At 65.2% G+C, this 24,385-nt stretch carries 21 protein-coding genes and 3 pseudogenes; 9 read left to right on the plus strand and 15 right to left on the minus strand.

Translation table 11 applies throughout. The features are described 5' to 3' along the window. Positions 1 to 62 precede the first annotated feature (62 nt). A complete protein-coding gene (locus tag ALC15_RS22085; RefSeq protein ID WP_050629076.1) occupies positions 63 to 962 on the minus strand; it encodes an amino acid ABC transporter substrate-binding protein in 900 nt (299 codons plus the stop codon). Between the two features lie 140 nt (positions 963 to 1,102). Here ALC15_RS22085 and ALC15_RS22090 point away from each other — a divergent pair, with 140 nt between their 5' ends. Together ALC15_RS22090 and ALC15_RS22095 are read left to right on the plus strand one after the other, a co-directional pair. Beyond that, the gene (locus tag ALC15_RS22090; RefSeq protein WP_050629077.1) at positions 1,103 to 1,804 is read left to right on the plus strand and encodes a GntR family transcriptional regulator; all 702 of its coding nucleotides are present in this window, start codon (positions 1,103 to 1,105) and stop codon (positions 1,802 to 1,804) included. A 54-nt stretch (positions 1,805 to 1,858) separates the two neighbouring features. After that, positions 1,859 to 3,229 carry an NAD(P)/FAD-dependent oxidoreductase gene (locus ALC15_RS22095; protein ID WP_050629078.1) on the plus strand — a complete coding sequence of 457 codons (1,371 nt, stop codon included), beginning with the start codon at positions 1,859 to 1,861 and terminating at the stop codon, positions 3,227 to 3,229. Here ALC15_RS22095 and ALC15_RS22100 read toward each other — a convergent pair. The 6 genes and pseudogenes from ALC15_RS22100 to ALC15_RS22125 form a co-directional block, all read right to left on the minus strand. Further along, a pseudogene (locus ALC15_RS22100) lies at positions 3,226 to 5,378 on the minus strand (SLC26A/SulP transporter family protein). The gene ALC15_RS22095 and the pseudogene ALC15_RS22100 overlap by 4 nt on opposite strands. Positions 5,379 to 5,442: 64 nt before the next feature. After that, complete coding sequence (locus ALC15_RS22105; protein WP_050629079.1) at positions 5,443 to 6,636, minus strand: alpha/beta fold hydrolase; 1,194 nt, start codon at positions 6,634 to 6,636, stop codon at positions 5,443 to 5,445. 74 nt (positions 6,637 to 6,710) lie between these two features. Then, a pseudogene (locus tag ALC15_RS22110) lies at positions 6,711 to 7,516 on the minus strand (crotonase/enoyl-CoA hydratase family protein). 148 nt (positions 7,517 to 7,664) lie between these two features. After that, positions 7,665 to 8,705: a zinc-dependent alcohol dehydrogenase gene (locus ALC15_RS22115; RefSeq protein WP_063781858.1), complete on the minus strand. Its 1,041-nt coding sequence runs from the start codon at positions 8,703 to 8,705 to the stop codon at positions 7,665 to 7,667. A gap of 107 nt (positions 8,706 to 8,812) precedes the next feature. Next, positions 8,813 to 9,727 (minus strand): phosphoribosylaminoimidazolesuccinocarboxamide synthase, encoded by a 915-nt coding sequence (locus tag ALC15_RS22120; RefSeq protein ID WP_050629080.1) that lies wholly within the window; start codon positions 9,725 to 9,727, stop codon positions 8,813 to 8,815. Positions 9,728 to 9,808: 81 nt separating this feature from the next. Further along, positions 9,809 to 10,725: pseudogene (locus tag ALC15_RS22125) on the minus strand (pirin family protein). Between the two features lie 349 nt (positions 10,726 to 11,074). Here ALC15_RS22125 and ALC15_RS22130 point away from each other — a divergent pair. From ALC15_RS22130 to ALC15_RS22145, 4 genes are all read left to right on the plus strand, one after another. Next, positions 11,075 to 11,533, plus strand: a complete 459-nt coding sequence (locus ALC15_RS22130) for a GNAT family N-acetyltransferase (protein WP_244486203.1) — start codon at positions 11,075 to 11,077, stop codon at positions 11,531 to 11,533. A 53-nt stretch (positions 11,534 to 11,586) separates the two neighbouring features. Further along, a complete protein-coding gene (locus tag ALC15_RS22135) occupies positions 11,587 to 12,648 on the plus strand; it encodes a helix-turn-helix domain-containing protein (protein ID WP_050629081.1) in 1,062 nt (353 codons plus the stop codon). A 276-nt stretch (positions 12,649 to 12,924) separates the two neighbouring features. Continuing rightward, the gene (locus ALC15_RS22140; RefSeq protein ID WP_050629082.1) at positions 12,925 to 14,352 is read left to right on the plus strand and encodes a serine hydrolase domain-containing protein; all 1,428 of its coding nucleotides are present in this window, start codon (positions 12,925 to 12,927) and stop codon (positions 14,350 to 14,352) included. A 128-nt stretch (positions 14,353 to 14,480) separates the two neighbouring features. Next, positions 14,481 to 14,771 carry a DUF1330 domain-containing protein gene (locus ALC15_RS22145; RefSeq protein WP_050629083.1) on the plus strand — a complete coding sequence of 97 codons (291 nt, stop codon included), beginning with the start codon at positions 14,481 to 14,483 and terminating at the stop codon, positions 14,769 to 14,771. Positions 14,772 to 14,896: 125 nt separating this feature from the next. Here the strand turns inward: ALC15_RS22145 and ALC15_RS22150 are convergent, their stop codons facing one another. Continuing rightward, the gene (locus ALC15_RS22150; protein ID WP_050629084.1) at positions 14,897 to 16,267 is read right to left on the minus strand and encodes an MmgE/PrpD family protein; all 1,371 of its coding nucleotides are present in this window, start codon (positions 16,265 to 16,267) and stop codon (positions 14,897 to 14,899) included. A 132-nt stretch (positions 16,268 to 16,399) separates the two neighbouring features. Here ALC15_RS22150 and ALC15_RS22155 point away from each other — a divergent pair, with 132 nt between their 5' ends. Then, positions 16,400 to 17,539, plus strand: a complete 1,140-nt coding sequence (locus tag ALC15_RS22155) for an FUSC family protein (protein ID WP_050629085.1) — start codon at positions 16,400 to 16,402, stop codon at positions 17,537 to 17,539. 7 nt (positions 17,540 to 17,546) lie between these two features. Here the strand turns inward: ALC15_RS22155 and ALC15_RS22160 are convergent, their stop codons facing one another. From ALC15_RS22160 to ALC15_RS22180, 5 genes are all read right to left on the minus strand, one after another. Continuing rightward, positions 17,547 to 18,203, minus strand: a complete 657-nt coding sequence (locus ALC15_RS22160) for a 2-hydroxychromene-2-carboxylate isomerase (protein WP_050629086.1) — start codon at positions 18,201 to 18,203, stop codon at positions 17,547 to 17,549. Positions 18,204 to 18,206: 3 nt separating this feature from the next. Continuing rightward, entirely contained in the window at positions 18,207 to 18,680 is a 474-nt protein-coding gene (locus ALC15_RS22165; protein ID WP_050629087.1) for a DUF2867 domain-containing protein, read from the minus strand. Next, a complete protein-coding gene (locus tag ALC15_RS22170) occupies positions 18,677 to 20,074 on the minus strand; it encodes an MATE family efflux transporter (protein ID WP_050629088.1) in 1,398 nt (465 codons plus the stop codon). The genes ALC15_RS22165 and ALC15_RS22170 overlap by 4 nt, the downstream gene beginning before the upstream one ends. 57 nt (positions 20,075 to 20,131) lie before the next feature. Beyond that, positions 20,132 to 21,424: a UDP-N-acetylglucosamine 1-carboxyvinyltransferase gene (murA, locus tag ALC15_RS22175; RefSeq protein WP_050629089.1), complete on the minus strand. Its 1,293-nt coding sequence runs from the start codon at positions 21,422 to 21,424 to the stop codon at positions 20,132 to 20,134. 140 nt (positions 21,425 to 21,564) lie between these two features. Beyond that, positions 21,565 to 21,852 carry a hypothetical protein gene (locus ALC15_RS22180; RefSeq protein WP_128089555.1) on the minus strand — a complete coding sequence of 96 codons (288 nt, stop codon included), beginning with the start codon at positions 21,850 to 21,852 and terminating at the stop codon, positions 21,565 to 21,567. A gap of 121 nt (positions 21,853 to 21,973) precedes the next feature. On the opposite strand from ALC15_RS22180, the gene ALC15_RS22185 reads away from it, so the two are divergent. Continuing rightward, the gene (locus ALC15_RS22185; protein WP_050629091.1) at positions 21,974 to 22,345 is read left to right on the plus strand and encodes a carboxymuconolactone decarboxylase family protein; all 372 of its coding nucleotides are present in this window, start codon (positions 21,974 to 21,976) and stop codon (positions 22,343 to 22,345) included. A 211-nt stretch (positions 22,346 to 22,556) separates the two neighbouring features. Here the strand turns inward: ALC15_RS22185 and ALC15_RS44210 are convergent, their stop codons facing one another. Beyond that, the gene (locus ALC15_RS44210) at positions 22,557 to 22,931 is read right to left on the minus strand and encodes a hypothetical protein (protein WP_157860928.1); all 375 of its coding nucleotides are present in this window, start codon (positions 22,929 to 22,931) and stop codon (positions 22,557 to 22,559) included. 73 nt (positions 22,932 to 23,004) lie between these two features. On the opposite strand from ALC15_RS44210, the gene ALC15_RS47640 reads away from it, so the two are divergent. After that, the gene (locus ALC15_RS47640) at positions 23,005 to 23,370 is read left to right on the plus strand and encodes a DUF6894 family protein (protein WP_347336309.1); all 366 of its coding nucleotides are present in this window, start codon (positions 23,005 to 23,007) and stop codon (positions 23,368 to 23,370) included. Between the two features lie 205 nt (positions 23,371 to 23,575). Here the strand turns inward: ALC15_RS47640 and ALC15_RS22200 are convergent, their stop codons facing one another. Next, positions 23,576 to 24,163, minus strand: coding sequence for a helix-turn-helix domain-containing protein (locus ALC15_RS22200; RefSeq protein WP_050629094.1), 588 nt, complete (start codon positions 24,161 to 24,163; stop codon positions 23,576 to 23,578). Positions 24,164 to 24,385: the final 222 nt, after the last annotated feature.

Below are 24,385 nucleotides of genomic sequence, written 5' to 3' on the forward strand. Positions count from 1 at the left end.
TCATCACCGTCTGTTCGCTCAAGCCCGGCTCTGATTGAATCAGGGCCGGGCTTCTTACTTGATCACACGCCCTTGTCGTTCGGATTGGCGACGGCGTCCTTCAGCGGTGCCGTCATCGGGAAATTCAGGTTCACGTTCTTCGGCGGAATCGGCCGCGTGAACCATTTTGCATAGAGCTCCTGGAATTCGCCGCCCTTCATCATGGCGACCAGCGTCTTGTCGACCAGCGCCTTGAACTCCGGATCGCCCTTGCGAAGGATCAGCCCGTAGGGCTCGGTGCGCAGGCTATCGTCGATGATGCGCCAATCGGACGGATTGGGGCTGCCGGCGATCAGGCTCGCCAGCAGAATGTCGTCCATCACGAAGGCCTCGCTGCGCCCGGTGGTCAGCGCGAGGAACGACGCAGCATGGTCCGGCGTCAGGATGTTCTTGGTCTGAAAGTTCTTCTCCTGGGCGCGCGCACTCAACAGCCCGATCGAGGTCGAGCCCGAGGTCAGCGAGACCAGCCGGCCGCCGAGATCCTCGAAGGTCTTGATCGGCGCGTCCTTCCGCACCACGGCGCGGATGCTCGACACGAAGATCGTGTCGCTGAAGGCGACGACTTTCTGCCGCTCTAGCGTGTTGGTGGCGGGACCGCACACGATGTCGATGGTGCCGTTCTCGATCAGCGGTATCTGGGTGGAGAGCTGGATCGGCTGCAGCCTGGTCTGCAGCGAGGGCTGCTTGAGCTCGATCTTCACTGCCTCGACGATCCGCGCGCAGAGGTCCATCGCAAAGCCCACCGGCTTCTGGTTGTCGTCGAGATAGGAGAACGGGACCGAGACGTCACGGTGTCCGAGTCTGATCTCGCCGGCGTCGCGGATCTTGGCCAGTGTGCCATTGGGTGATTGAGCCAGCGCCGGGGCGGGAGCCGCGATCGCAAGAAAAGTTAGGCAGATCAATCCCTTGGCGGATTTTTTCATCAGGCGCTCGCGGATGCTGGTAGTTCTGGATACGATAGACGTAGATTTTATACACGGTATTGCATAATCGGCCAATCGATTTTATATAATCATGGCCCGGCCGGATATTCATGGCGGCCCGCGAGCGAGAGAGAAGCCGGATGGACCCTGCACCCGCCGCAAGCCTTCGAGTAGCCGGACCCCACGGTTCCGCGCCGGATGCCGTGCGCGAGGCACTGCGGGCCGCGATCAGCTCCGGCGAACTGGCGCCCGGGTTGCAGCTGCGCCAGGACGAACTCGCTGCCCGGTTCGGGACCAGCCGCATCCCGGTGCGCGAGGCGCTGCGCCAGCTCGAGGCCGAAGGCTTTGTCACCTTCCTGCCGAATCGCGGCGCCGTCGTCTCCGATTTGTCGGTCGACGAGGTGATCGAGCTGCTCGAGATCCGCATCGCGCTTGAATGCCACGCCTTGCGTTTGGCGATCCCCGCGATGGGCGAGATCGATCTCGAAGAGGCGACGCAGATCCTCCGCGCCTATGATGCCGAGCCCGATCCAGCGCAATGGGGCGCCTTCAACTGGAAATTCCACGCTACGCTCTACGCGCCGTGCAATCGCCCGCGGCTGCTCTCGATGATCGAAGCGAATTACGGCCATGTCGGCCGTTTCACCCGGGCGCTGGTGTCGCAGGCGACCGGCAAGGAGCGTCCGCAGCGCGAGCACTACCGGCTGCTCGAATTCTGCCGTGACGGCGAGGTCAAGAAAGCGGTTCGGCTGCTGCGTGACCACATCGAGGAGACGCAGAAGACGCTGCGTTCGGCGCAGCGCCAGGCGTTGCGCGATGCGGGCGACATGCGCCCGGTCTGATCGACAGGACAATATGAATTATCGCGGCTCCGCGTGGAGCTATGGAGACTATGCGTGAAAACCAATGACGTCGAAATCCTGGTGATCGGCGCGGGCATCGTCGGCATCGCCACGGCCTATTACCTCGCCGTCCAGCACGGGCGCTCGCGCCTCTTGATCGTCGACGAAGGCCAGCCGATGGCGCTGACCTCGGCGCAGTCGGGCGAGAACTACCGCAACTGGTGGCCACATCCGACGATGGCGGACTTCACCAACCATTCCACCGACCTGATGGAGGAGATCGCGCGCCGCAGCGACAACCGCATCCACATGACGCGGCGCGGCTATCTTCTGGTTACACGCGAGGAGAGGCCGGCGGAGCTCTTGCAGCAACTCTATGCCGGCTACGGCGAGCAGGCCGCGAAGCTGATCCGTCTGCATGAAAGCGCAAGCCGCGGCTATGTGCCGCCGCATTCGGCGGACTGGCAGGGCGCGCCCGACGGTGTCGATGTCCTGCTCGGCCGCGATCTGATTCAGGCGCATTACCCGACCTTCGACAAGGAGGTCTCGACCGCGCTGCATATCCGCAGGGCGGGCGACATCAGCGGCCAGCAGCTTGGCCAGTACATGCTGGAGACCATGCGGCCGCTGGGCGCGCAGTTCCAGCAGGCCAGAGTGCTCGGCATCGCGAAGACGGATCGCTTCGCCGTCGAGGTGCTGGCCGATGGCGTGCGACAGACCATCGGCGCCGACATCATCGTCAATGCTGCGGGTCCGTTCGCCGCGCAGGTCGCGGCCATGCACGGTGAGACGCTGCCGATCGTGAATGTGCTGCAGCAGAAGATCGCGTTCGCTGACCGCAACCGTGCGGTCGATCGCAAAATGCCGTTCGCGATCGATCTCGACGGCCAGACGTTGGCTTGGTCCGACGACGAGCGCGAGGCGCTAGCGGCGGCGCCGGAATTCGCGCGCCTGCTGGCGCCGATGCCGGGCAGCATCCATTGCCGGCCGGACGGCGGCGATCATGGCGAATGGATCAAGCTCGGCTGGGCCTTCAACGAAGAGCAGATCACGGCGCCGGTCCGCGAGCCGGAGCTGAACCCTTATTTCCCCGAAGTCGTGCTGCGCGCGGCGAGCCGGCTGCAGCCAAAGCTTGCGCAGTATCTCGGCGCGCTGCCACGCGACCGGGTGCATTACGGCGGCTACTATCCGATGACGAAGGAAAACTGGCCGCTGATCGGCGCCGCGAAGACACCGGGCGTGTTCCTCGCCACCGCGTTGTCCGGCTACGGCACGATGGGTGCCTGCGCCACTGGCGATCTCTGCGCCCGCGCCGTGGTCGGCGCGCCGGTGCCCGCCTTCGCCCGCAGCCTCTCGCTTGCGCGTTATCAGGACAAGGCGCTGATGGACGAACTCGCTGCGAGTGAGAGCCGGGGGCTGCTTTAGCGTCGCAGCACCGCAATCGTGCGGTTCGCGAAGGTCAGCCGCTCCGCCATGACCGACACGAAATAGGTCAGCAGCTTGTGGCTGAGTTCGGGGTCTTCGTCGCGGATCGCCGCGAACTGGTGGGTGTTCAGCACGTAGAGCACGCTCGCCATCTCGGCCTGGATGGTCGCGCTGCGCGGGGTGTTCGCGACGAGGCCCATCTCGCCGATCGTGGTGTAGCGGCCGAGGCTGCGCACGCGCGTGGTGCGGCCGTCGTCGGCGGGCACCATGATGCCGACGCGGCCGTCGAGGATGAAGTGCATGGAATCGGCGGCGTCGCCGGCGTGCACGATGACCTCGCCTGCGTCGACCTCGATGCGCTGGCAACGCCGGATCAGCGCGTCGGCATCGCCCTCGCTGTCGAGCAGTCCGGTGAACCAGCCGCGCAGATCGGCTTCCTCCTGCGCCAGTTCCTGGTGCTGCGCGATGATCTGATTCTCGCACCATTCCAGCGCATGATCGAGCTCGTCGATCACGGAGACGCCCGCGGTGATGAAATCGCTGGCGCGCAGCACCTGTTCGGCCTTGGCCGACAGGTGCACCAGAACCAGCTCCACGCCGACCTCGTGCGCGCTGCGCTTGATCTGCGCAAAACTGTAGGCCGCCGATGAATCGACGCCGGTGACGAGCTTGAAGTCGAACAGCAGATAGCGGCACTCCGGATGCTCGCGCAGCAGCGCCTTGACGTGCTGGTACAGCCGGTTGGCGGAGCCGAAGAACAAATAGCTCTGCAAGGTCAGGCCCTGGATCTTGCCGCCATGCGCCAGCAACACGTTCCGGTCGTCGCGCGATCGATCCAGCGAGCTGCGGTACTCCGAACCGTCGAAGCCGTATTTGATGGCCTCGACGCGTGCTGCGCTGAGCGCAAAGGTGGCGCAGCCGATGATGACGCCGATCAGGATGCCGGGCACGAAGCCCCAGGCCACGATGATGACGATGATCGCGAGCAGCGAGACATATTCAGTCGTCGACAGCCGCTTGCGAGATTCGATCATCCATTTGTGCAGCTGGTCGGCGCCGAGATAGATCAGCAGTCCGCCGAGCACGAATTTCGGCATGTAGCCGAGCAGCTGCGGCGCCACGGCGAGCATCAGCAGCGAGATCGCGGCGACCGTCAGTCCCGACAGCGGGCCGCGCCCGCCGCTGGAGAAATTGAGGATCGAGCGGCTGACCGAGATGCAGCCAGCGTAGCCGGCCAGCGCGCCGGTCAGGATATTGGCGAAGCGGCGATGTTGAGCTCGCGCTCGAGATTGGCCTCGCGATGCACCGCGACCTCGATGCCGGTGGTGTTGAACAGCGTGCTCGCCGCCGTGACGAACACGACCGCGATCATGTTGCCGAGCAGGTCCGGCACCGCCGACCACGGATACTGCGCGAGGTCGGCGGCATGCCACGGCAGCATGAAGGTCGACGCCGGCGGCGGCTCGAAGGTCCAGCCGGTGAGGTGAGCTTCCTCGGGCGTGAGGCCGATGATCCAGAACACAAGGTGCGCCACGATCACGCCGCCAACCAGGATGATCGGCAGGCCAAACGGGGTGCGGGAGCGATGCCAGGTCAGGTACAGCACCAGCGCCATCGCGCAGGCGGCACTGAGTTCGGAGATCGTGATCATATTGGTGAAGTGGAACAGGGTGCCGAGCTGCACCGGGTAGCCGGTGATCACCCGGATTGCGCCCAGCACGATCAACAGGCCGGTTGCCCCGAGAAAGCCGCCAACCACGGGGTAAGGCACGTAGCGGATGGCGCGGCCGAACCGTGTCAGCCCGAGGCAGCACAGCACGATGCCGGTGACGATGGTCGAGAGCCCCAGCGTGATCAGCACCGGTGCGAGCAGCGGCGCGGTCGGGTTGGCGGCACCGATGCGCTCGACCAGTGCGGCCATCAGGATTCCGGTCACCGCCGCGGTCGAGGTGTCGGGGCCGGCGACCGCAAACGGCAACGAGCTGCCGAGCGCGATGAAGGTTGCGAGCACTGCCGATGAGATGAATGTCGCCGCGACGCCGTATGACAGATAGGGCGACAATGGTCCGGCGAAGATCAGCAGCGCGTAGGACAGGCCGAAGGTGATGCCGAGCACGCTGGCCGCACCGCCGCCGAGAATGTCGTGCATGGCCCGCCGCGCCCGCGAGCCGAAATAGAGCGACCGACTAATCACGTTGAAAAATGTCCTGAACCTATGCCGCCAGTCCTAGACGAGCCCGGCGCAGGACGACAACAGGATTTTTGTGACAACCGGTTCTCAACGCGCGCATTTTTGCCCTCTCGCTGGCAGGGAAGGCCAGGGTGAGCGCCCAAGCGGATCGACTGACGCGATCCGATTGCCTAACCGAGACTGTCCATGAACGCGCGCAACCGCGGCGCCCATTTGTGTGCGTCGCGGCCCGATGCGGAATGGCCGTAGTCGCTGTCGAGCAGGAAATAATCGGCGTCGACGCGGCGGCCTTCAGCGCCGGCATCACCTGCTGCCCGAGCTCCGGGGGAAACAGCCTGTCGGTCCGCGACAGCACATAGAGCACCTTTGCCTTGATCCGTCCGAACTGTGCCGTCACGTCGAAGCCGCGCAGCGCCTTGCCGAGCGTCAGCAACGAGTTGGCGTCGAACCCCCTGGCCCATTCGGTGGCCTCGGCGCGGATCGCGGCCTCGATGTCCGCGGGATCGGTCAGCGTATCGCGCAGCCGTGTTTCAATGCCGTAGGTCTTCAAGGTCGCGGTGCGGATCTGGATCATGCTCTCGAGCACGCCGCCGTGATCGTAGTAATCGCCGCCGTTCCAGTTCGGATCCTGCGACAGCGTCGCCATCAGGCGCGCGACATTGCCCTCGGAGCGTTCGCGTGGCACCAGCGGCGCGGTGACCACAGCAGCGATGCCGCGCATGGCATCGGGATAGCTCACCGCCCATTGCAGTGCCTGGAAGCCGCCATAGGACGGGCCGACGATCGCAACCAGCCGCTGGATGCCGAGACCATCGAGCAGTGCCCGCTGGGTCGCGACGATATCGCCGACGGTGATATCGGGAAAGCGCGGCCCGTAGCGCCGGCCGGTCCGCGGGTCGATGCTCGCCGGGTTGGTCGAACCGTAGGACGAACCCAGCATGTTCGGGCAAATCGCGAAGTAGCGGTTGGTGTCGACGGCCTTGCCGGGACCGACGATCTCGCACCAGCTGCCTTCGCCGGTCGATCCGCAGGGATCGATCATCTGCGGCCCGCTGGTGTTGCCGTGGGTGACCAGCACGACATTGTCACGGTTCGGCGCCAGCGTACCGACGGTGCGGTACGCGATCGTGACTTCCGGCAGCACGCCGCCGTTCGCCAGGCGGACATCTGACGTGGTGAAGGTCTTCAGCTCGGTTGCGATCGGTTGTGTGGGCATTCGTCTGCTTCCGGAATGAGGACGACAGCTCAGCATGGCCGCGTCGGGAACGCAAAGGCCGCCGTCGTCGTGGCCTACCCGTTCCCGTCCCCGTTGCCGAACGCGCCGTGACGGCCGACGCCGGAGGCGAAGCGCGTCGCCCCTGACAAGGTTTCGCCCGAGGCGATCACGTCGAGCCCGCCGCGCATTTCGTTCCTGATGGCCTCGTCCTCGTCGAGGTCCCATTGCCGCAGCGCCGACAGCCGGTCGGCCCGCATGCAGGTCTGCGGGAATTTCGCGATGTCCTTGGCGAGCGCTATGGCGTGCGCGCGCGTTTCGCCCTTCGGCACCAGCCGGTTCGCGAGCCCCATGCGATGCGCCTCGGGCCCGCCGACCGGGCGTCCGGTGAGGATCAGATCGATCGCCTGCGAATGGCCGATCAATCGCGGCAGGCGGATGGTGCCGAGGTCGATCAGCGGCACGCCGAAGCGGCGGCAGAACACGCCGAAGGTCGCGTCCTCGGCGACCACGCGCATGTCGGCCCACAGCGCAAGCTCCATGCCGCCGGCGACCGCAAAGCCCTCGATCGCGGCAATGACGGGCTTCGAGAGCCGCAGCCGGCTTGGTCCCATCGGCGCGATCGTGTTGTGCCCGCCGACCTCGCGCTTCTTGTTGGGATCGCCGGCCGCGACCGCTTTCAAATCGGCGCCCGCGCAGAAGTAACCGCCGGTACCGGTGAACACCGCGACCGATGCGCTGGCGTCGGCGTCGAAGGCGAGGAATGCGTCATACAGCTTGTGCGCGGTGGCGCGTCGACGGCGTTGCGGTTGTGCGGGCGGTTGATCGAGATGATGGTGACGGGACCATCGCGCTCGACGAGCACGGTATCGGCATCGGACATGGGTCGCTCCCTGAGTTTGTTGGTTGGAGCCAGCCTAGAGCATGATCCGGAAAAGTGCGAAGCGGTTTTCCGAAGAGATCATACTCAAACAATGAGCCGGAGCGCGATGACGATTCATCCCAATCTCATCGCGCTCTAGCGTCGCCCGTCAGGCAATGCCATCGCGAACGAAGGCGACGCGAATGGTCGGGTCGCCGATCGCCTCATGTGCATCCTCGAAGCGGACGCGGCGCGTGATCACATGCTCCGGGTGGTAATGGCCCGCCGCAACATGGGCGACGCATTCGGGCAAATCGGCGCGGACATTGACACGCGAGACCTTCAACGTGATGCCGACGCCGTACATGTGCCGAAGCGGCACCGGCGTGGTCTCGGCGAAGTCGCCATACATGCGCTGGCAGATGCCGTTCGGTTCCGTCGCGCGGAATGCCAGCAGGATGCTGGCGTCAGTCGCGGCCGCATCGATCACGATTGGAAACAGGCCGGGCGGCTCCATCATGAGCCCGGCCGGCGCTTCGACGATGTCGGCGCCGAGCGACTTCGCCTTGGCGAGGCGCGGCGCATGATCGTCGAGATAGACGACGCGGCCCGCGCCGCGCGCCACCGCCGCCTGCACCGCGAACATCGCGAGTGATTGCGCGAAGCCGCCGATCACCAGCACATCCGCGCCGGGCCGCTGCTGGAGCCAGCGCGCCACCGCGCTGAAGCCGTCAGTCGCGCCGTCGGCCAACCCCGCGGTTTGCGAGAGGGGATGACCTTCGGGCTGGCGAACCAGCATGTGATCGGCGAACGGCACGCGGATCAGGTCGGACAGGCCGCCGCCATATTCGACGCCGCAGACCGGCTTCAATCCGTAAGACGACCGGAACGGCACGGCGGTGCAGGCATTTGTGTAGCCGCGCCGGCAGCGGTCGCAGACACCGCAGCTGATCTGGAACGGAACGATGACGAGATCGCCGGGCGCGAAATTCCTCACCGCGCCGCCGATGTCGACGATGCGGCCTGCGGTCTCATGTCCGAGCGCAAACGGGCCAGCGAGGCCTGATCGGCCGTGGACGATCGCAAGGTCGAGATCGCAGCGCGTCACCGCCAGCGGCTGCACCAGCGCGTCGCGGTCATCTTGCAGGCGGGGTGCGGGAACGTCCCACCATTCGATCTTGTTGCCGCCGATATAAGTCAACTGTCGCATCGCGTGCTCTCCGCTTTGGGCGGAGAGTGCAGGGAGGCAGGGGCGGCGACAAAAGGTTTGTCTTCAACAAGGGTGAATGGAATTCACCTCTGCCTCGGTCTGCATTGTTAAACCTTCAGCTCGGTCCCCGTGACGCGGCGATACGCTTCCAGATACCGCTTGCTCGTCGCATCCACCACGCTCGCGGGCAGCGGCGGGGCGGGGGCGTCGCCGTTCCAGCGGCCGGCGCGGCGCTCGACGTCGAGATAGTCGCGCAGCGGCTGCTTGTCGAAGCTCGGCTGCGGCTGACCGGGCTTGTAGGAATCGACCGCCCAGAACCGCGAGGAATCCGGCGTCATCACCTCGTCGATCAGGATGATGCGGCCGTCCTTGTCTCGCCCGAACTCGAATTTCGTATCGGCGATGATGATGCCGCGGGCGCGGCTGGTCTGCTCGCCGTAGCCATAGACATCGCGCGCCATCTTCTCCAGCGTCGCGGCGACGTCGGCGCCCACGATCTCGCGCACGCGCGCAACCGTGATGTTCTCGTCATGGCCGGCCTCGGCCTTGGTGGCCGGGCTGAAGATCGCGGGCTCGAGCTTCTGGCTCTCGACCAGGCCCGCCGGCAGCTTCTCGCCTGCGAGCGTGCCCTCGGCGGCGTATTCCTTCCAGGCCGAGCCTGAGATATAGCCGCGGATCACGCATTCGATCGGAAACACCGTGGTGCGCTTGCACAGCATCGCGCGTCCCAAAATGTCGGCGCGATGGTCCTTCAATTCAGGCACCGCGCGGATGATCTCGTCGGCATCGGCGCTGATCATGTGATGCGGCACGGTGCCCTCGAGCTGCCGGAACCACCAGGCGCTGATCTGGGTCAGCACCGCGCCCTTCATCGGAATGGTTTCCGCCATCACCACGTCGAATGCCGAGATGCGGTCGGTCGTGAGCAGCAGCACGCGATCGTCGCCGACGGCATAGATGTCGCGCACCTTGCCGCGGCCGATCCGGGGCAGGGGCAAATCGCTGGAGAGCATCGCGGTCATGGGCGTGATCTTTCGAAAGCAAGGCGCCCGCACGCGGCGTGCGGGCTGCCAAGGATATCAAGGGATATCACAGCAAATAGCTCACTCCGGCAGCGGAATGAACTCGTGTTCCTGCGGAACCTGGGCGAAACGGCCGGTTTTCCAGTCCTGTTTGGCCTGTTCGATCCGCTCCTTCGAGGACGAGACGAAATTCCACCAGATGTGGCGCGGCCCTTCCAGCGCGTCGCCGCCGAGGAACATCATGCGGGTCGCCGCAGCGTCTTCACGGTGATACGGTCGCCCGGCCGGAAGATCAGGAGCCGCGGCCCCTCATGGCGATCGCCGGCGATCTCAACCTCGCCGTCGACGATGTAGATCGCGCGCTCCTCATGGTCAGGATCGAGCGGCACGCTGGTGCCGGCCTGCGCGGTCACTTCGGTATAGAACCAGGGCGAGACCATGCTGACCGGCGAGCTGATGCCGAACGCCGAGCCGGCGATCACCCGGGCGGTGAAGTCGCGCTCGGAGATCATCGGCAGGTCGCCCGCACCATAATGCTGGAACGAGGGCGCGATCTCTTCCTTTCCGGCCGGCAGCGCGATCCAGCTTTGCAGGCCCAGCATCTTCTGGCCGTCGCGGCGCTGCACGTCGGGGGTGCGCTCGGAATGCGCGATACCGCGGCCCGCCGTCATCAGGTTCATGGCGCCGGGCTGGATCTCCTGGATGTTGCCCTCGCTGTCGCGATGCATGATGCTGCCGTCGAACAGATAGGTGACCGTGGCGAGCCCGATATGCGGATGCGGCCGCACGTCCATGCCCTTGCCGGCGAGATACTGCACCGGGCCGAAATGGTCGAAGAAGATGAACGGCCCGACCATCTGTCGCTTGCCGTGCGGTAGCGCGCGGCGCACGGCAAAGCCGTCGCCGAGATCGCGGGTGCGCGGCACGATGATCAGATCCAGCGCGTCGCAGGTTTGGGGATCGCCGAGTTCGGGATCGGTCGAGGGCTGCCAGCTCATCGCAATACTCCTTTGTACTTTATTCCGATCATACTCCGTTCGTCGTCCCGGCCAAGCGAAGCGCGAGCCGGGACCCATAACCACAAATGCTTATGTTACGAAGGCTGGGGCCCCTGCCCTGCGGACCAACTAAACTCAGTGGTTATGGGTCCCTGCTTTCGCAGGGACGACGCAGTACTTCTGGCGCGTGCGGGCGCGTGATAACAGCATAATCTTGGAAACCGGAGGCGATGATGGTTTCTCTGATCAAGCCCGATGCTAAGCTGTTGCGTGTCGATGGTCCCGTGATCGAGACCGCACGCTCATCCTGCGGCCATGGCGCGCATCCGATATCGCCGAGAATACGCGGATGCTGTCCGATCCCGAGACGGCGCGCTTCATCACGCCGGATCATCAGCCGGTCACATCGGAGCTGAAGGGCTGGCGCAATGCCGCGGTCATCTCGGGCCATTGGGCGCTGCACGGCTTCGGCATGTTCGCGGTGGAGGAGAAATCCTCCAGCCGCTACATCGGCCGCGTCGGGCCGTATTGTCCGCCGGAATGGCCAGGCTTCGAGGTCGGCTGGGGCATTGCCCGGGAGTATCGCGGCAAGGGCTATGCGGTGGAGGCGGCGCGCGCTGCGATCGACTTTGTTTTCGACAATTTCACGCTCGACCGCATCATCCACTGCATCGATCCGGCCAATGTCGCGTCCCAGGCGGTGGCGCGGCGGCTCGGCGCTGACAACGAGGGGCCGGGCAAGCTCGAGGGCGATATCGTCGATATCTGGGTCACGACGCGCCAGCGCTGGCGCCGCGATCCGGCTTGAAAAACGCCGCCTGAGCGACGATTGTTCGGCTGACCCGGAGATCCTTTCGACCGATGACATTGGCCGCAACCGAACTCTGCCTGCGCGCCGCCGCCGTGACGCTGCTGCTGGTGCTTGCGGCCTCGATGTTCGCGGATTTCCGCAACGTGCTGGCGGGGCAGCTCGTGATCGCCTTCGCGCTCGGCACGGCCGCGCATGCGATCACCGCGTCGATCGGCGCCGGGCCGGCGATCTCGGTCTGGCACGCGCCGCTGATCGCGCTTTCGACCGGCGACATCGTGGTGTTCTGGCTGTTCACCCGCGCGCTGTTCGATGACGCCTTCGTCCTGCGCTGGTGGCACGGTCTGATCTGGACCGCGGTGGTGACGTTCAGTTTCGTCAATTGCATGTGGATCGCGCCGAGCGGCCACGCGCAAGCGGCGATCACCACGGTCAATCTGCTGTCGGTCGTCTTCATCGTGCTTGCCGTGGCGCAGACCATCGGATCATGGTCGGCGGATCTGGTCGAACGCCGCCGCCGTGTCCGTGTCTTCATCGTCGCGGCCTCGGCGCTGTATGGCGGAATGAACGCCCTGCTGCAGATCGCGTATGCCGGCAGCCGCGTGACCGTGGAGTGGGCCAACCTGCTCAACGCGGGCGTGCTCGCCGGCATCGTCGCTGGCATCACCTGGGCAATGATGCGCGTCGATGGCGCCGATCTGTTCGCGACGCCGGTCGAGCCCGTCATTGCCAATGCGCCGCCGGCCGCGATCGAGGAGATAGCCGACCAGAAGCTGGTCAATGCCCTGATGCGCCTGATGGCGGACGAGCGGATCTACCGCCAGGACAACGTCACCATCGGCACGCTGGCGACCCGGCTGAAGATTCCCGAATACCGGCTGCGGCGGCTGATCAATCAGCGGCTCGGCTATCGCAATTTCAACGTCTTTCTCAACAACCACCGGATCGAGGAGGCCAAGGCCGCGCTCGCCGATCCCGCACAGGCCGAAGTCCCGGTGATCACCATTGCGATGGATGCCGGCTTCCAGTCGCTCGGTCCCTTCAACCGCGCCTTCAAGGCGACGACAGGCGTAACCCCGACCGAGTACCGGAAACTGAAGGCGACGGCGGCGTAAGGGGCCGCTGCCGTGAGGGACGCACCGGCGGCAGGGTTCTCGCCCGGGGCCACCCGTCTCCCCAGCCCTCCCCCGCAAGGGGGAGGGAGCCCGACCTTCCTGCTCACCTCACGAAGGGGCGTGGCGATTCCAGGATGTCGCTGTAATCACAGGAGAATTCCAGAATCGATCAGTCGCCCCCAGTCTTCGACTAGCGCGATTTCCAAATCCGGCGAGCCCATCCGCGCCCGCTCCGGCTTCCTTCCACCACGCATTCTCACATGCCGGAGGACACAAGTGACCCGTCGAAAGCTCATCTTCATTCTCGCCGCCAGCACCGCCCTCGGCGCGCTGGGCTGGTCTGCCGCCCGCGCCCGCGACGTGCCGAAGGTGGCGACCGGCTTTGTCGCCAGCACCATCTGTTCCGAAACATTCGTCAGCAGGCTCGACCCGAAGCGGAACTTCACCGAGACCACGGATGCGATGCCGGGCACCGGCCTGATCACCTGGGCGATGGACACCGAGGTCGACGTCGACCGCAGGGACGTCACCGTGACGCTGTTCGGGTTCGGCCGCAGCCACGCGGTCTATCGTGAAGGCGTCGGCTGCACCCTCGAACATGGAGAGGCGCTGGCCGACATCGCGCTGCCGCCCGCGCGGCCACAGGCGGCGCTACTGCCCGAGATCGCCGGCCCGGCGCTTGTCGCGCCGCAGAGCCCACAGCTCGCAGCCGCACTCGATCGCGCCTTTGCCGAACCGGCCGAGCCGCCATTCCGCCGCACCCGCGCGGTTGTCGTGATGAAGGATGGCCGCATCGTCGCCGAGCGCTACGCCGACGGCATCGGCACCGACACGCCGCTGCTCGGCTTCTCCGCGACCAAATCGATGACCTCGGCGCTGATCGGAATCCTGGTGCGCGACGGCAAGCTTGCGGTCGATCGCCCGGTGCCGATCGCGGCCTGGCGGGACCCGAAGGATCCCAGGCACGCGATCACGGTCGATCAGCTGTTGCGTCACACTGCGGGCCTTGCGCTCGGCAGTTCGTTGCAGGCCTCGCTCGCCTCCACGCTCGAACCGGTCAACCGGATGAAGTACATGGAGTCGGATATGGCCAGCTATGCCGAGAGCATTCCGCTCGAAACGGCACCGGGCCAGGTCTGGAATTATCACGACGGCAATTACGTCATCCTCTCGCATCTGATCCGCGACGCGGCCGGCGGCCATGCCGCCGACGTGCTGCGCTTCGCGCGGACTGAGTTGTTCGATCCGCTCGGCATGCACAACGTCGTCATGCAGTTCGATGCGATGGGCACGCCGGAAGGATCAGGCGCCATGATGGCGAGCGCACGCGATTGGGCGCGGTTTGGCCAACTCTATCTCGATGACGGCGTGGCCGGCGGCCGGCGCATCCTGCCTGCGGGCTGGGTGAAATACTCGGCATCGCCGACGCCGAACGCCTGGGTCGGCATCGGCGCGGGCTTCTGGACCAATCTCGGCGACAGCTTCGGCGCCAAGTATCGCGTCGAGCACGGCTGGCCGCGCGACGCCTTCTTCGCCAAAGGCACGATCGGGCAGTATGTGATTATCGTGCCGTCACAGCGACTGGTCATCGTGCGGCTCGGCCGTTCGCCGAACGCGCCGCCCAAGGCGGACGGTGTGTTTGACCTCGTTAGCGATGTCGTCGCGGCGACCGCGACAGGCGCGCGGCTCGCGGGCAGCAATTGACCGGTACGTCACACACCGCCCGCGCGATCGTGAATTGAATCTCGGCGTGAGGAATTTTCTGATGCAGTGGCGCATCTCGCAGGAGGTGCGCCACGGTTCCTTGAAACGCGCGTCAGGCGGAGACCATCATGCCGAAAGCCTACTGGATCGTGCACGTTACGGTGCACGATGAAGCCCGTTACCCCGAATACCTCGCTGCCGCGATGCCGGTATTCGAGAAATACGGCGCCAATTTCATCGTGCGCAACGGCCGCTACGAGGTAATGGAAGGCGCGACGCGCCAGCGCAATTTCGTCATCGAGTTCAAGGATCGTGCCACCGCGATGGAATGCTACACCTGCGCGGACTATCAGGCTGCGAAGGCGATCCGGCAAAAATATTCGGACGGGGATTTTGTGATTATTGATGGGCCGGAGTAGTAGCTGATGACATTAAGGTCAGCACGCTTCTCTGCTTGACCTACTGAAAGCGCAGCAAACTCACTGTCTCCTGCTTTCGCAGGGACGACAGTGGTATTTGTCGCTTCGACCGTGCGCCGCCGCCCCTACTGCCGCCCCAGCTGCGTCGCCTGCTCGACGCGATCGAAGCGCTCCAGCGTGAGGATCGCATCCGCGAGCTGGTCGGCGCGCTTGTCGAGCACCGGGCGGGCCAGCGTCAGGAACTTCTGCTGCATCGCCTGCGCGTCGGGGAACGAGGTCGGCTCGCCGGAGGGATCGGCGTAGAGGCGCTCATGCACGCCGTCATCGGTCGTGATCGAGACGCGGGCGCCGAACGGATGGGTGCGGCCGACTTCAAGCCGGTCGTCCTGCACCACGTCGAACTTGTCGGCGAGCGCGTCGATCGCCTTGTCGCCCAGCCGGTCGTAATCATCCCAGCCGAAATGGCCCTGGTCGAGCGCGATCGCGCCGGTGAAGAACATCGAGAACTGGCCGCCGACCACCGAGGTCGGGTGGCGCTTGGTGGCGGCGTCGCCGGTCAGCGTGATGCCGTTGCGGTGCAATCCGATCTCGACCTTCCTGATCTGGTCCGGGGTCAGATTGTGCTCGCGCCGCATCGCGATCAGCGCGTCGATCGCGGCGTGAGTGTAGCGGCAGCTCGGATACGGCTTCACGCCGATCTTCAGCGTCTCGTAGGTGCTGCCGAGCCCGGCCACCGCCTTGTCCGGATGCGGGTCATCGGTATAGCCGACCAAAAGGCCATGCTTGCCCTCGACCGAGTCGCTCGAACCGATGAAGTCGTTGCGCGCCAAGGTCGCCGCAATCACGCCGTTCATTGCGGCGGCGCCGACCTGGTAGCGCTTGTTCCAGGCGCCGTTGACCAGGAATTGCAGCGAGCCCGCGGCCTGGCTGCCGGAGACGCCGAAAGCCGAGATGATCTGTTCCTTCGACAGTCCGAACAGTTTGGCCGCCGCCGCCGCGGCGCCGTAGGTACCGGCCGTCGCAGTCGGGTGGAAACCCCGGGCATAATGCGAGGTCGGGTCGAGCGCGTTGCCGAGCCGGCAGCAAACTTCATAGCCGGCGACGATCGCCGTCAGCACGTCGCGGCCGGAGGCGCCGACCATCTCACCGACCGCGAACGCGGCGGGCACCACCGGCGCGCTCGGATGCAGCGAGGAATCGGCGTGGGTGTCGTCGAAATCGAGCGAATGGCCGAGCGCGCCATTGAGCAGCGCAGCGACCGCCGGCGTCCAGGTCTTGCTGTCGCCGAACACGGTGGCCTCGCCCTTGCCGTCCAGCGCCAGCGCTTCCAGCATCTTCATCAGCGAGGGGGTCGATTCCGCATCGCGGCGGGCGCGGATGGTGCTGCCCAGGAAATCCAGCGTCAAAACCTTGGCGCGCTCCAGCACCTGCGGCGGGATGTCGGCAAATTTCAGGTCGGCGACGTAGGCGGCGAGCGTTGCGGTTTCGTGGGCCATCGTGTTTCCTCAATCTTGCGGCGCAGGGTAGGCGGGCAGGTTTGGCCTTTCAAGCCACCTTACCGCCGCGGGCAGCAGCCATGCTCGACGTCCTTTAACATAGGCCTTTCCATTGATTGCGGATCAGGGTGCATGAGGACCTTCGCAAAACGCATGTTCGACCAGCTCTGGACCCGCAAGACGCAGCTGGCGCTGGCGGTCCGGATCGCGTCCGCCGGCGTGGCGGCCTATGCCATCGCGCTGGCGCTGCATCTCCTGCTACCGCTCTGGGCGGTGCTGACCTCGCTGATCGTCACGCAAATGAGCGTCGGCCGCTCCTTGAAGGCAACCCGCGACTACATGCTCGGCACCATCGGCGGCGCCATCTATGGCGGCGCGATCGCGGTCTTGATCCCGCATTCCGGCGAAGGCAGCCTGCTGGCGCTGCTGGTGCTGGCGATCGTGCCGCTGGCCTTCATCGCCGCGCTCAATCCGAGCCTGAACTCGGCGACGGTGACCGCGGTGATCGTGCTGCTGCTGCCGACGATGCATCATTCCAACCCGCTGGATTCCGCGATCGACCGCGTTCTCGAGGTGACGGTCGGCGCGCTCACGGGCCTCGTGATCTCATTCCTGGTGCTGCCGTCGCGGGCGGTCAGCCAGATCAGGGTCAATGCATCGAAGCTGCTGGAACTCCTTTCGGCGGCATTCGCCGAATTGCTCGCCGGCCTGACCCGCGGGCTCGACAACGACGCGCTGCACCGGATCCAGGACGGTATCGGCACCGCCGTGACCAATCTGCACGCGACGGGCATGGAGGCCGAGCGCGAGCGCTCCATGCATCTTTCATCGGGGCCTGACACCGGCCCGTTGCTGCGGACCATCCAGCGGCTGCGGCATGACGTCGTGATGATCGGACGGGCCTGCGTCGTGCCGTTGCCGGCCGATATCCAGGCCCGGCTGGCGCGGCCACTGGCCGAGGTCAGCAAGGCGATCGTGACTTACATGGTGGCGGTCGCGACCGCCTTGCGCGCCGGCAGCGGCCCGGCCGACATGGCGCCGGTCGATGCCGCGCTGCATGCCTATAGCGAGGAGGTCGCCGCAGTCCGCAGGGACGGCCTGATCCGCGGCCTGCCGGTCGACGCCGCCGAACGCTTCTACGCGCTCGGCTTCTCGCTCGACCAGATGCGGCAGAACCTGAACGACCTCAAGCGCTGCCACGGCAATTGGTGCACCAACGAGGATGCTTCGGAGAAGGTCGTCGCCGACGCGCCGGAGAAGAGCGCGGCATGATCTCCGGCTAGACTTTGCGGCGCGTCAGCCCCTTGCTTTCCATGCGCCAGATCAGGAGGTCGATACGGTCCTGACCGAAGAAGGGCTCGCCGGCGAATACGAAGGTCGGCACGCCCCAATGGCCGGACGCGGCGTGCGCCTCCTCATTGCCCTTGATGACCTGCTCATAGCGATCGGGATCGGCGGCGATGGCCGCGTCCATCGCGGCGAGATCGAAGCCGGCGGCATCAGCCGCCTTCGCCAGATGATCGCCCTCGTTCCAGCCCTGCACCGAGCCGTCCCACAGCACGCGGCTGATCGCGGCAGTGAAGGCAAGCGACCGCCCCTCGAGCTGGGCCGCGGCGCCGAGCCGGGTCAGCCGGTGGATGTAAGGCTGGTGTTCGGCGACGTCGAGCGTCGTCATGTCCTGCACGATCGGATCCGGACGCGGAAAGCGGAACGGGATGTTCTCGTGCTTGGCGACGCGGCTGGAATCGAGCACGACGTAGCGGGCGAATTGCGGATTGGTCTTCTTGAAGAAGCCGGGTACGCGCACCGCGAGCGGATAGACCGGCCGCAGGTTCACTGCGACATCGTAGTCGGCGACCATCTTCAACGTCTTCGGCAGCGCGAGGTAGCTGTAGGGGCTGCGGAACGAGAAGAACAGGTCGACCGGCAGAGTCATGCGTTAGCCCCCGGCCTTGCGCAGCATCGCCGGCACGATCAGGCGGTGGAACGGCATGATCGCCGCGAGATAGGTGCGGCCGAGCCAGTTGTGGGTCAGCACCAGCGTGGTGGCGGTGATGTTGCGCGCGGCGCCGGTGCTGGTGACGTCGACCACCAGGCGGAAGTCGAGATGCCTGTCGTTGAAGCCGGCGACCAGTCGCTCGGGCGTCTCGCTGATGACGGGGAATAGCCCGATCATATCGCGTCCCACGCCGTCGGACGCGCCCGAGGTCTTCAGGCCGAGAGGCGTGACCAGAACGTTTCGCAAGGCAATCAGCCATTTGGCCCAGCGCGGCTGCTGGCCCAACATCGTCTCGGTGGCGTGCCGCGCATCGAGATCCGGTTGCGTGGTCGCGATCCGGAACGCGTCGATGAATTGCGCGCCGGTTAGCAGCGCGTCGGAATCCACGTTCGGCGTGACCTCGTCGACCTTCATCCCGCCAGTCTGCGTGCCAGCAGGCGGAAACGCAAGATCAGGAGGGTCGCATAAACCGCGGTGCCGAGCGACAATCCGATCCAGACGCCGGGGGCATTGAGCTTGGCCGAAAAGGCGAGGGCGGAGGCCGACGCGAAGCCGACCAGCCAATAGCTGATGACGGCGAACAGCAGCGGCACCTGGGTGTCGTTCATGCCGCGCAACGCGCCGGCGCTGGTGGTCTGGACGCCGTCGGCGATGAAAAACGTCGCGCCGATCAGCAGCAGCATCGCGGTAAGCTGCGCGGTGGCGTCTGAGGCTTCGCCGAGGAACAGCGCCGCGATCTCGAAGCGCGCCAGGATCACCGCGAGCGTCATCACACTCATGAAGACGCCGGAGAGCGCGACCGCGACGAAGCCGGCGCGCTGCACCGCGTCGGTGTCGCGGCGGCCGACCGCCTGGCCGACCCGCACCGTGGCGGCCATGCTGACGCCGAACGGCACCATGAACAGGATCGCCGCGATCTGCAGCGCGATCTGGTGCGCCGCCAGCGCCGTGGTGCTGATCAGCCCCATCAGGAGGCCGGCGGCGCCGAACAGGCCGTATTCCAGCAGAAAGGCGATCGAGATCGGCGCGCCGACGGCGACCAGCTTGCCCATCAAGGGCCAGTCGATGCGCCAGACGCGGCTGAATACATGGTACTTGCGGAACGGACGCCGCCGCGCCGCGAACCACGCGCCGGCGAGGAAGGTGCCGAGATTGACGATCGTGGTCGCAAGTCCGGCGCCGAACATGCCGAGTTCGGGCATGCCCCATTTGCCATAGAGCAGAAGATAGACCATCAGCGCGTTGGCCGGAATCGCCGCAAGCGTGATCCAGAGCACCGGCTCTGGCCGGTTCACCGCGCTCATGAAGCCGCGGATCGCGATGAACCACAGCGCCGGCAAAATGCCCCAGCCGAGTCCGAACAGATATTGCTGCGCCAGATGCGCGGTCGCCTGGGTCTGGCCAAGCGCGAGCAGGATGCGCTCGCCGTGGAACGGCAGCGCCATCAGCGGCAGCACCATGAAGAAGCCGGCCCACAGACCGACGCGGAGCGCGCGCCGCATCACGCGCGGGTCGCGTGCGCCGAACGCCTGCGCGGCCAGCGGCGAGACCGCGGACATCATGCCCATACCGATGGTGAAGCTGACGAAATACACGGTATGCGCCAGCGCCGCGGCGGCGATGCTCTCGCTGCCGAGCCGGCCGATGAAGGCGAGATCGGTCGTCATCATCGCGATCTGGCCGAGCTGCGTCAGCGCAAGCGGCACCGCGAGCTTCAGCGTTTCCGCGAGCTCGGCCGTGAGCAGCTTGCGAGAGGGCACGACGGCCGCGCGTGGCGCGGCCGGGTCGATCTTGTCGATGCAGGTCATGACGGCACGTCTAGCACGGCAAACCGGCCGGAAGGATGGCCAAGCTGCCGCAGGGGGTTATGTTCGCGCGGGTATCCGCTTGATCTTGGCGCCGAGCGCATTGAGCCGTTCGTCGATCCGCTCATAGCCGCGCTCGATCTGGTCGGCGTTGTTGATGGTGGAGGTGCCGTTAGCGCACACCGCAGCCAGCAGCATCGCCATACCGGCGCGGATGTCGGGCGAATTCATCGGCGCGCCGCGCAGCCGGCTCGGGCCGGCCACGATCGCGCGGTGCGGGTCGCACAGCACGATGCGGCCACCCATCGCGATCAGATTGTCGACGAAGAACATCCGCGACTCGAACATCTTCTCGTGCATCAGGATGACGCCGTCGCATTGCGTCGCGGTGACGATCGCGATCGACATCAGGTCGGCGGGGAACGCCGGCCAGGGCTGGTCCTCGAGTTTCGGCACGTGACCGCCGAAATCGTCGTGGATCTTCATGGTCTGGTTCGACGGCACGACGAGGTCGTCGCCCTCCACGCCGCAGACGATGCCGAGCCGCTCAAAGCCCATCCGGATCGAGCGCAGATGCTCGACGCCGGCGCGGGCGATGCGCAGCGGAGATCGGGTCACCGCGGCAAGCCCGATCAGCGATCCGACTTCGATATGGTCGGGCTGGATCGCGAAAGTGGTACTGCCGAGCGTCGCGGGCCCGTGCACGATGATGGTGTTGGTGCCGACACCTTCGATCCTGGCGCCGAGCGCGATCAGGAAATTCGCGAGGTCCTGCACGTGCGGCTCGGAGGCCGCGTTGCGCAGATAGGTGGTGCCGCGGGCGGCGACGGCAGCGACCAGCGCGTTTTCCGTTGCGGTCACGCTGGGCTCGTCGAGGAACACGTCCGCGCCCTTCAGCTTCGAGGCGCGGAATTCCAGCCGGTGCGTCGCGGTTACCGTGGCGCCGAGCTGCTCGAAGGCGAGGAAGTGCGTGTCAAGCCGGCGGCGGCCGATCACGTCGCCGCCGGGCGGCGGCAGTGCGACCTCGCCGCAGCGGGCCAGCAGCGGGCCTGCCAAGAGGATCGAGGCGCGGATGCGCGCGCACAGCGCCGGATCGAGATCGGCGGCGCGGATTTCCTTGGCGTGGATCTGCAGCGTGTTGCGCTCGGTCCATTCGGCGGTGGCGCCGACCGAGCGGCAGAGCTCGACCAGGGTTTCGGTGTCGCGAATGCGCGGCACGTTGGTCAGCGTAACCGGGTGCTCGGTGAGCAGGGCGGCTGCGATGATCGGCAGCGCGGAGTTCTTATTGCCCGACGGCTCGATGGTGCCCGAGAGGCGGCGGCCGCCTTCGACGATGTATTGGATCGGCGGCACGCGGAATGTCCCCTAACGCATTATCCAGACTGGCCCATTCGAAATTCCGCAATGGAATCAATGGCTGTCCGGCACCGTAACACAATTCCCAGCGCGGCATCCACACGAAAGGTAGCGGCGCAACAGCGCCGAGTGCGCTGTCACGGATATGTCACCCGCCCACCGTTGCTCGGTAGCGACATCCAGCACCGTTGGTGGCGGAAGGCCCCGCGGCTTGCCAGCCGGCGCGGCCGTTCGATCTCGCCCAGTTCGGCGAGTTCGTCAGCAGGTTCTGACTCGATGAACAGGTCGCTGCCGCCGGTGCGCCGGATACCGCTGAAGACGGCTGCCCTTCGGAAATTGCTGTCGGTTTGACGCAAGCCGAGAAAGTGCACCCGGTTTGATCTGGCGCAATGAACAGGAATGAGGCGCACGTCAGATGAGAGCATTCCGCAGGCCACGTCCTTCAGACGGATCGTGTTGCCTGGGCTGAAGGGTGGCGTTTGTCGACATGCCCGTCGGCAGGCCCGCGCTTCCTGGCTAACCTCTATGCCGAAGACTGGGATTGATATGAGAAAAGACTATTCCGACCTCTGCAAGCATATTTCCGGTAACCTCGGCGACTTGCGCCGCGATATTCCGGAAACGATGCGCGCGTTCTCGGCCCTGGCGCAGGCGGCAACGAAAGATGGTGCTCTGGACACCAGGACAAAAGAATTGATCGCGCTTGCTCTCGGCGTCGCCGCCCACTGCGACGGATGCATCGGTTTCCATGCCGAAGCGCTGGTCAAACTCAAGGTCAGCCGCAAGCAGGTCGAGGAGACGCTCGCAATGGCGATCTACATGGGCGGTGGGCCGTCCCTGATGTATGCCGCCGACGCGCTGGAGGCGTATGATCAGTTCCAGGAGCGCGCGATCGTTCCCGAACCGGCGATGGACTGATCCGCAAAGAGCCTGCCTAGGGAGCCTTGTCGTTAGGTGTCTTCGTGAAGCGCTCAGAACATGCAAAGCCGCAGCCGAAGCGATGTGAGCGCGATGCTGCCGTGGATTTGCGGCCGTCGAGAAGACCGGCCGAGAATGCTGCGGGGTCAGCGCGGAAGAAACCACAGGACGACGCGACCTATTGGGAGGCCCGCGCTGAGCGGACGAGGCGTCAGGCCGGTCGATATCGGGACCAGGCCACTCGCGAGCACTTCATGAAGATCGCGGCCGGATATGAGGCGTTGGCAGCATCGGCTCGCAGCGTGGGGCGAGGACCGGGGTAGCTCGCGCGGAATGCCGCTGCGGGTTGAATGGAGAACCCACGGCAAGGCGACTTGGATTTCCGATAACGTTCACAGATCGAGCCCGGCTTGAGGTCTTTGCAATTTTGATGGACACGAACTTCACTCTTGCCGCGTTGCGATCGCGGCTCAATCGTCTCGAGACTGGCACCGTTCTGAAAATCTCCGAACATGATTATGAACGGCTGTTTGGGATCAACGAGATAGCCGCCGCGAACGTTGCGGAATTTGCCAAGATGCATCATTGCGTAAGCATCCCGGGAGCGCATGCCGTGTATTTCCGAAAGTGGGACGCGGACACGCGCCGCTCTCCCCAGCTTGTTCCGGACGACAGCACGATATCAAGTTGAACAAAATCCGTTCGACGGGCCTTCAGTCCAGGATTCGTTTGAAGATCGTTCCGGCGCCGGCTCACAGCCGCTGAACAAGGAAGATGTCCATGGCGACGATGCACGAGAGGCGCTTATGAGAACCTATTACTTCGACATGAAGGATGGTGTTCCTGCCCGTGATCGCGTCGGGCTCGCGTTCGCAAGCGATGCCGACGCGATCAGGCACAGCGAGCTAATGGCCAAACAAATTCGAGATCGACAACCGATCGGTGATGTTGACCGTCATATTGTGATTGTGGACGATTTGGGCAAGGAGATCCACCGGCAGGCGATCTATCCTGGAGGGGTCTAGCACGCCGATGGCGCGCCTACCCGAACCCATATGCCTACGGCGGTTGATGGTTCATCGTCGTAGGGTGCACGGGCGCCGGCAAGATCGTCAACGAACGCAGTTTCGGATTGGCGATTCCGGAGGGCGCGATCGTCGACAATCGGTCGCGCCGCTCCGAATAGTAACCCGCATTCCGAGACTCTCGCCGGGAAGGCCTGCAACAACCTCAACCCACCAAAATCCGATTGCAGTTCGCGCGCCTGCGCAGTTCGACCCGGCGCGAGGTCGGAAGGGAGATTACGCCGGTCTGCTCGAGCTGGGTAAAGGTGCGCGACACCGTTTCGATCGTCAGGCCCAGATAGTCGGCGATATCCTGCCGCGACATCGGAAGCTCGATGGCGGCGTTCTTGACGGTGCGGCGCGCCATCTCGTGCAGGAAGCCAACGACCCGCTCCTCCGCACTGCAGATCAGGAGCATCAGGTGTTCCTGAAACCGGCGCAATTCCTGGGCCGTCGCGTCCCAGAGTTGGCGCGCCAGATCCTTTTCATGACCCGCACGGACCATGAGCGCGGAGCGCTTGACCACGATGACCCGCGTCTCGCAGATCGCCTCGGCCGAGGAGATATGGGTTTCGCCGGCCTCGAAGCCGAAGATATCACCGGGCAGATAGAATGCGCCGATCTGGCGGCGTCCGTCATCCAGGATCCTGTAGGTCCGGACGGCGCCGGAGACGATCTGATAAAGATATTCCGCGGCTTCGTCCTCGCCGTAGATCTCGCTGTTGCGTGCGAACCGCATCGGGGTCCCGATCATGCCAAAGGGCCCTTCGGCACGAGCCTGCCGGTCAAGGATGCTGGTCGGATGATGGCTAATTGCGGAGGAAACAACGGTCTGGGTCAACACGGCGACGCTCCATTGAAGGGAAGATCGATGGAGGCACATTGACCGGAACTAACGGGCGCGGAAATTTGGATATTTCACCTAAGTAGAAACCACTTACGTATATGTACGTAGGTCCGAAATCTGGGGGCAAGG

Source organism: Bradyrhizobium viridifuturi (assembly GCF_001238275.1).
GTDB lineage: Bacteria > Pseudomonadota > Alphaproteobacteria > Rhizobiales > Xanthobacteraceae > Bradyrhizobium > Bradyrhizobium viridifuturi.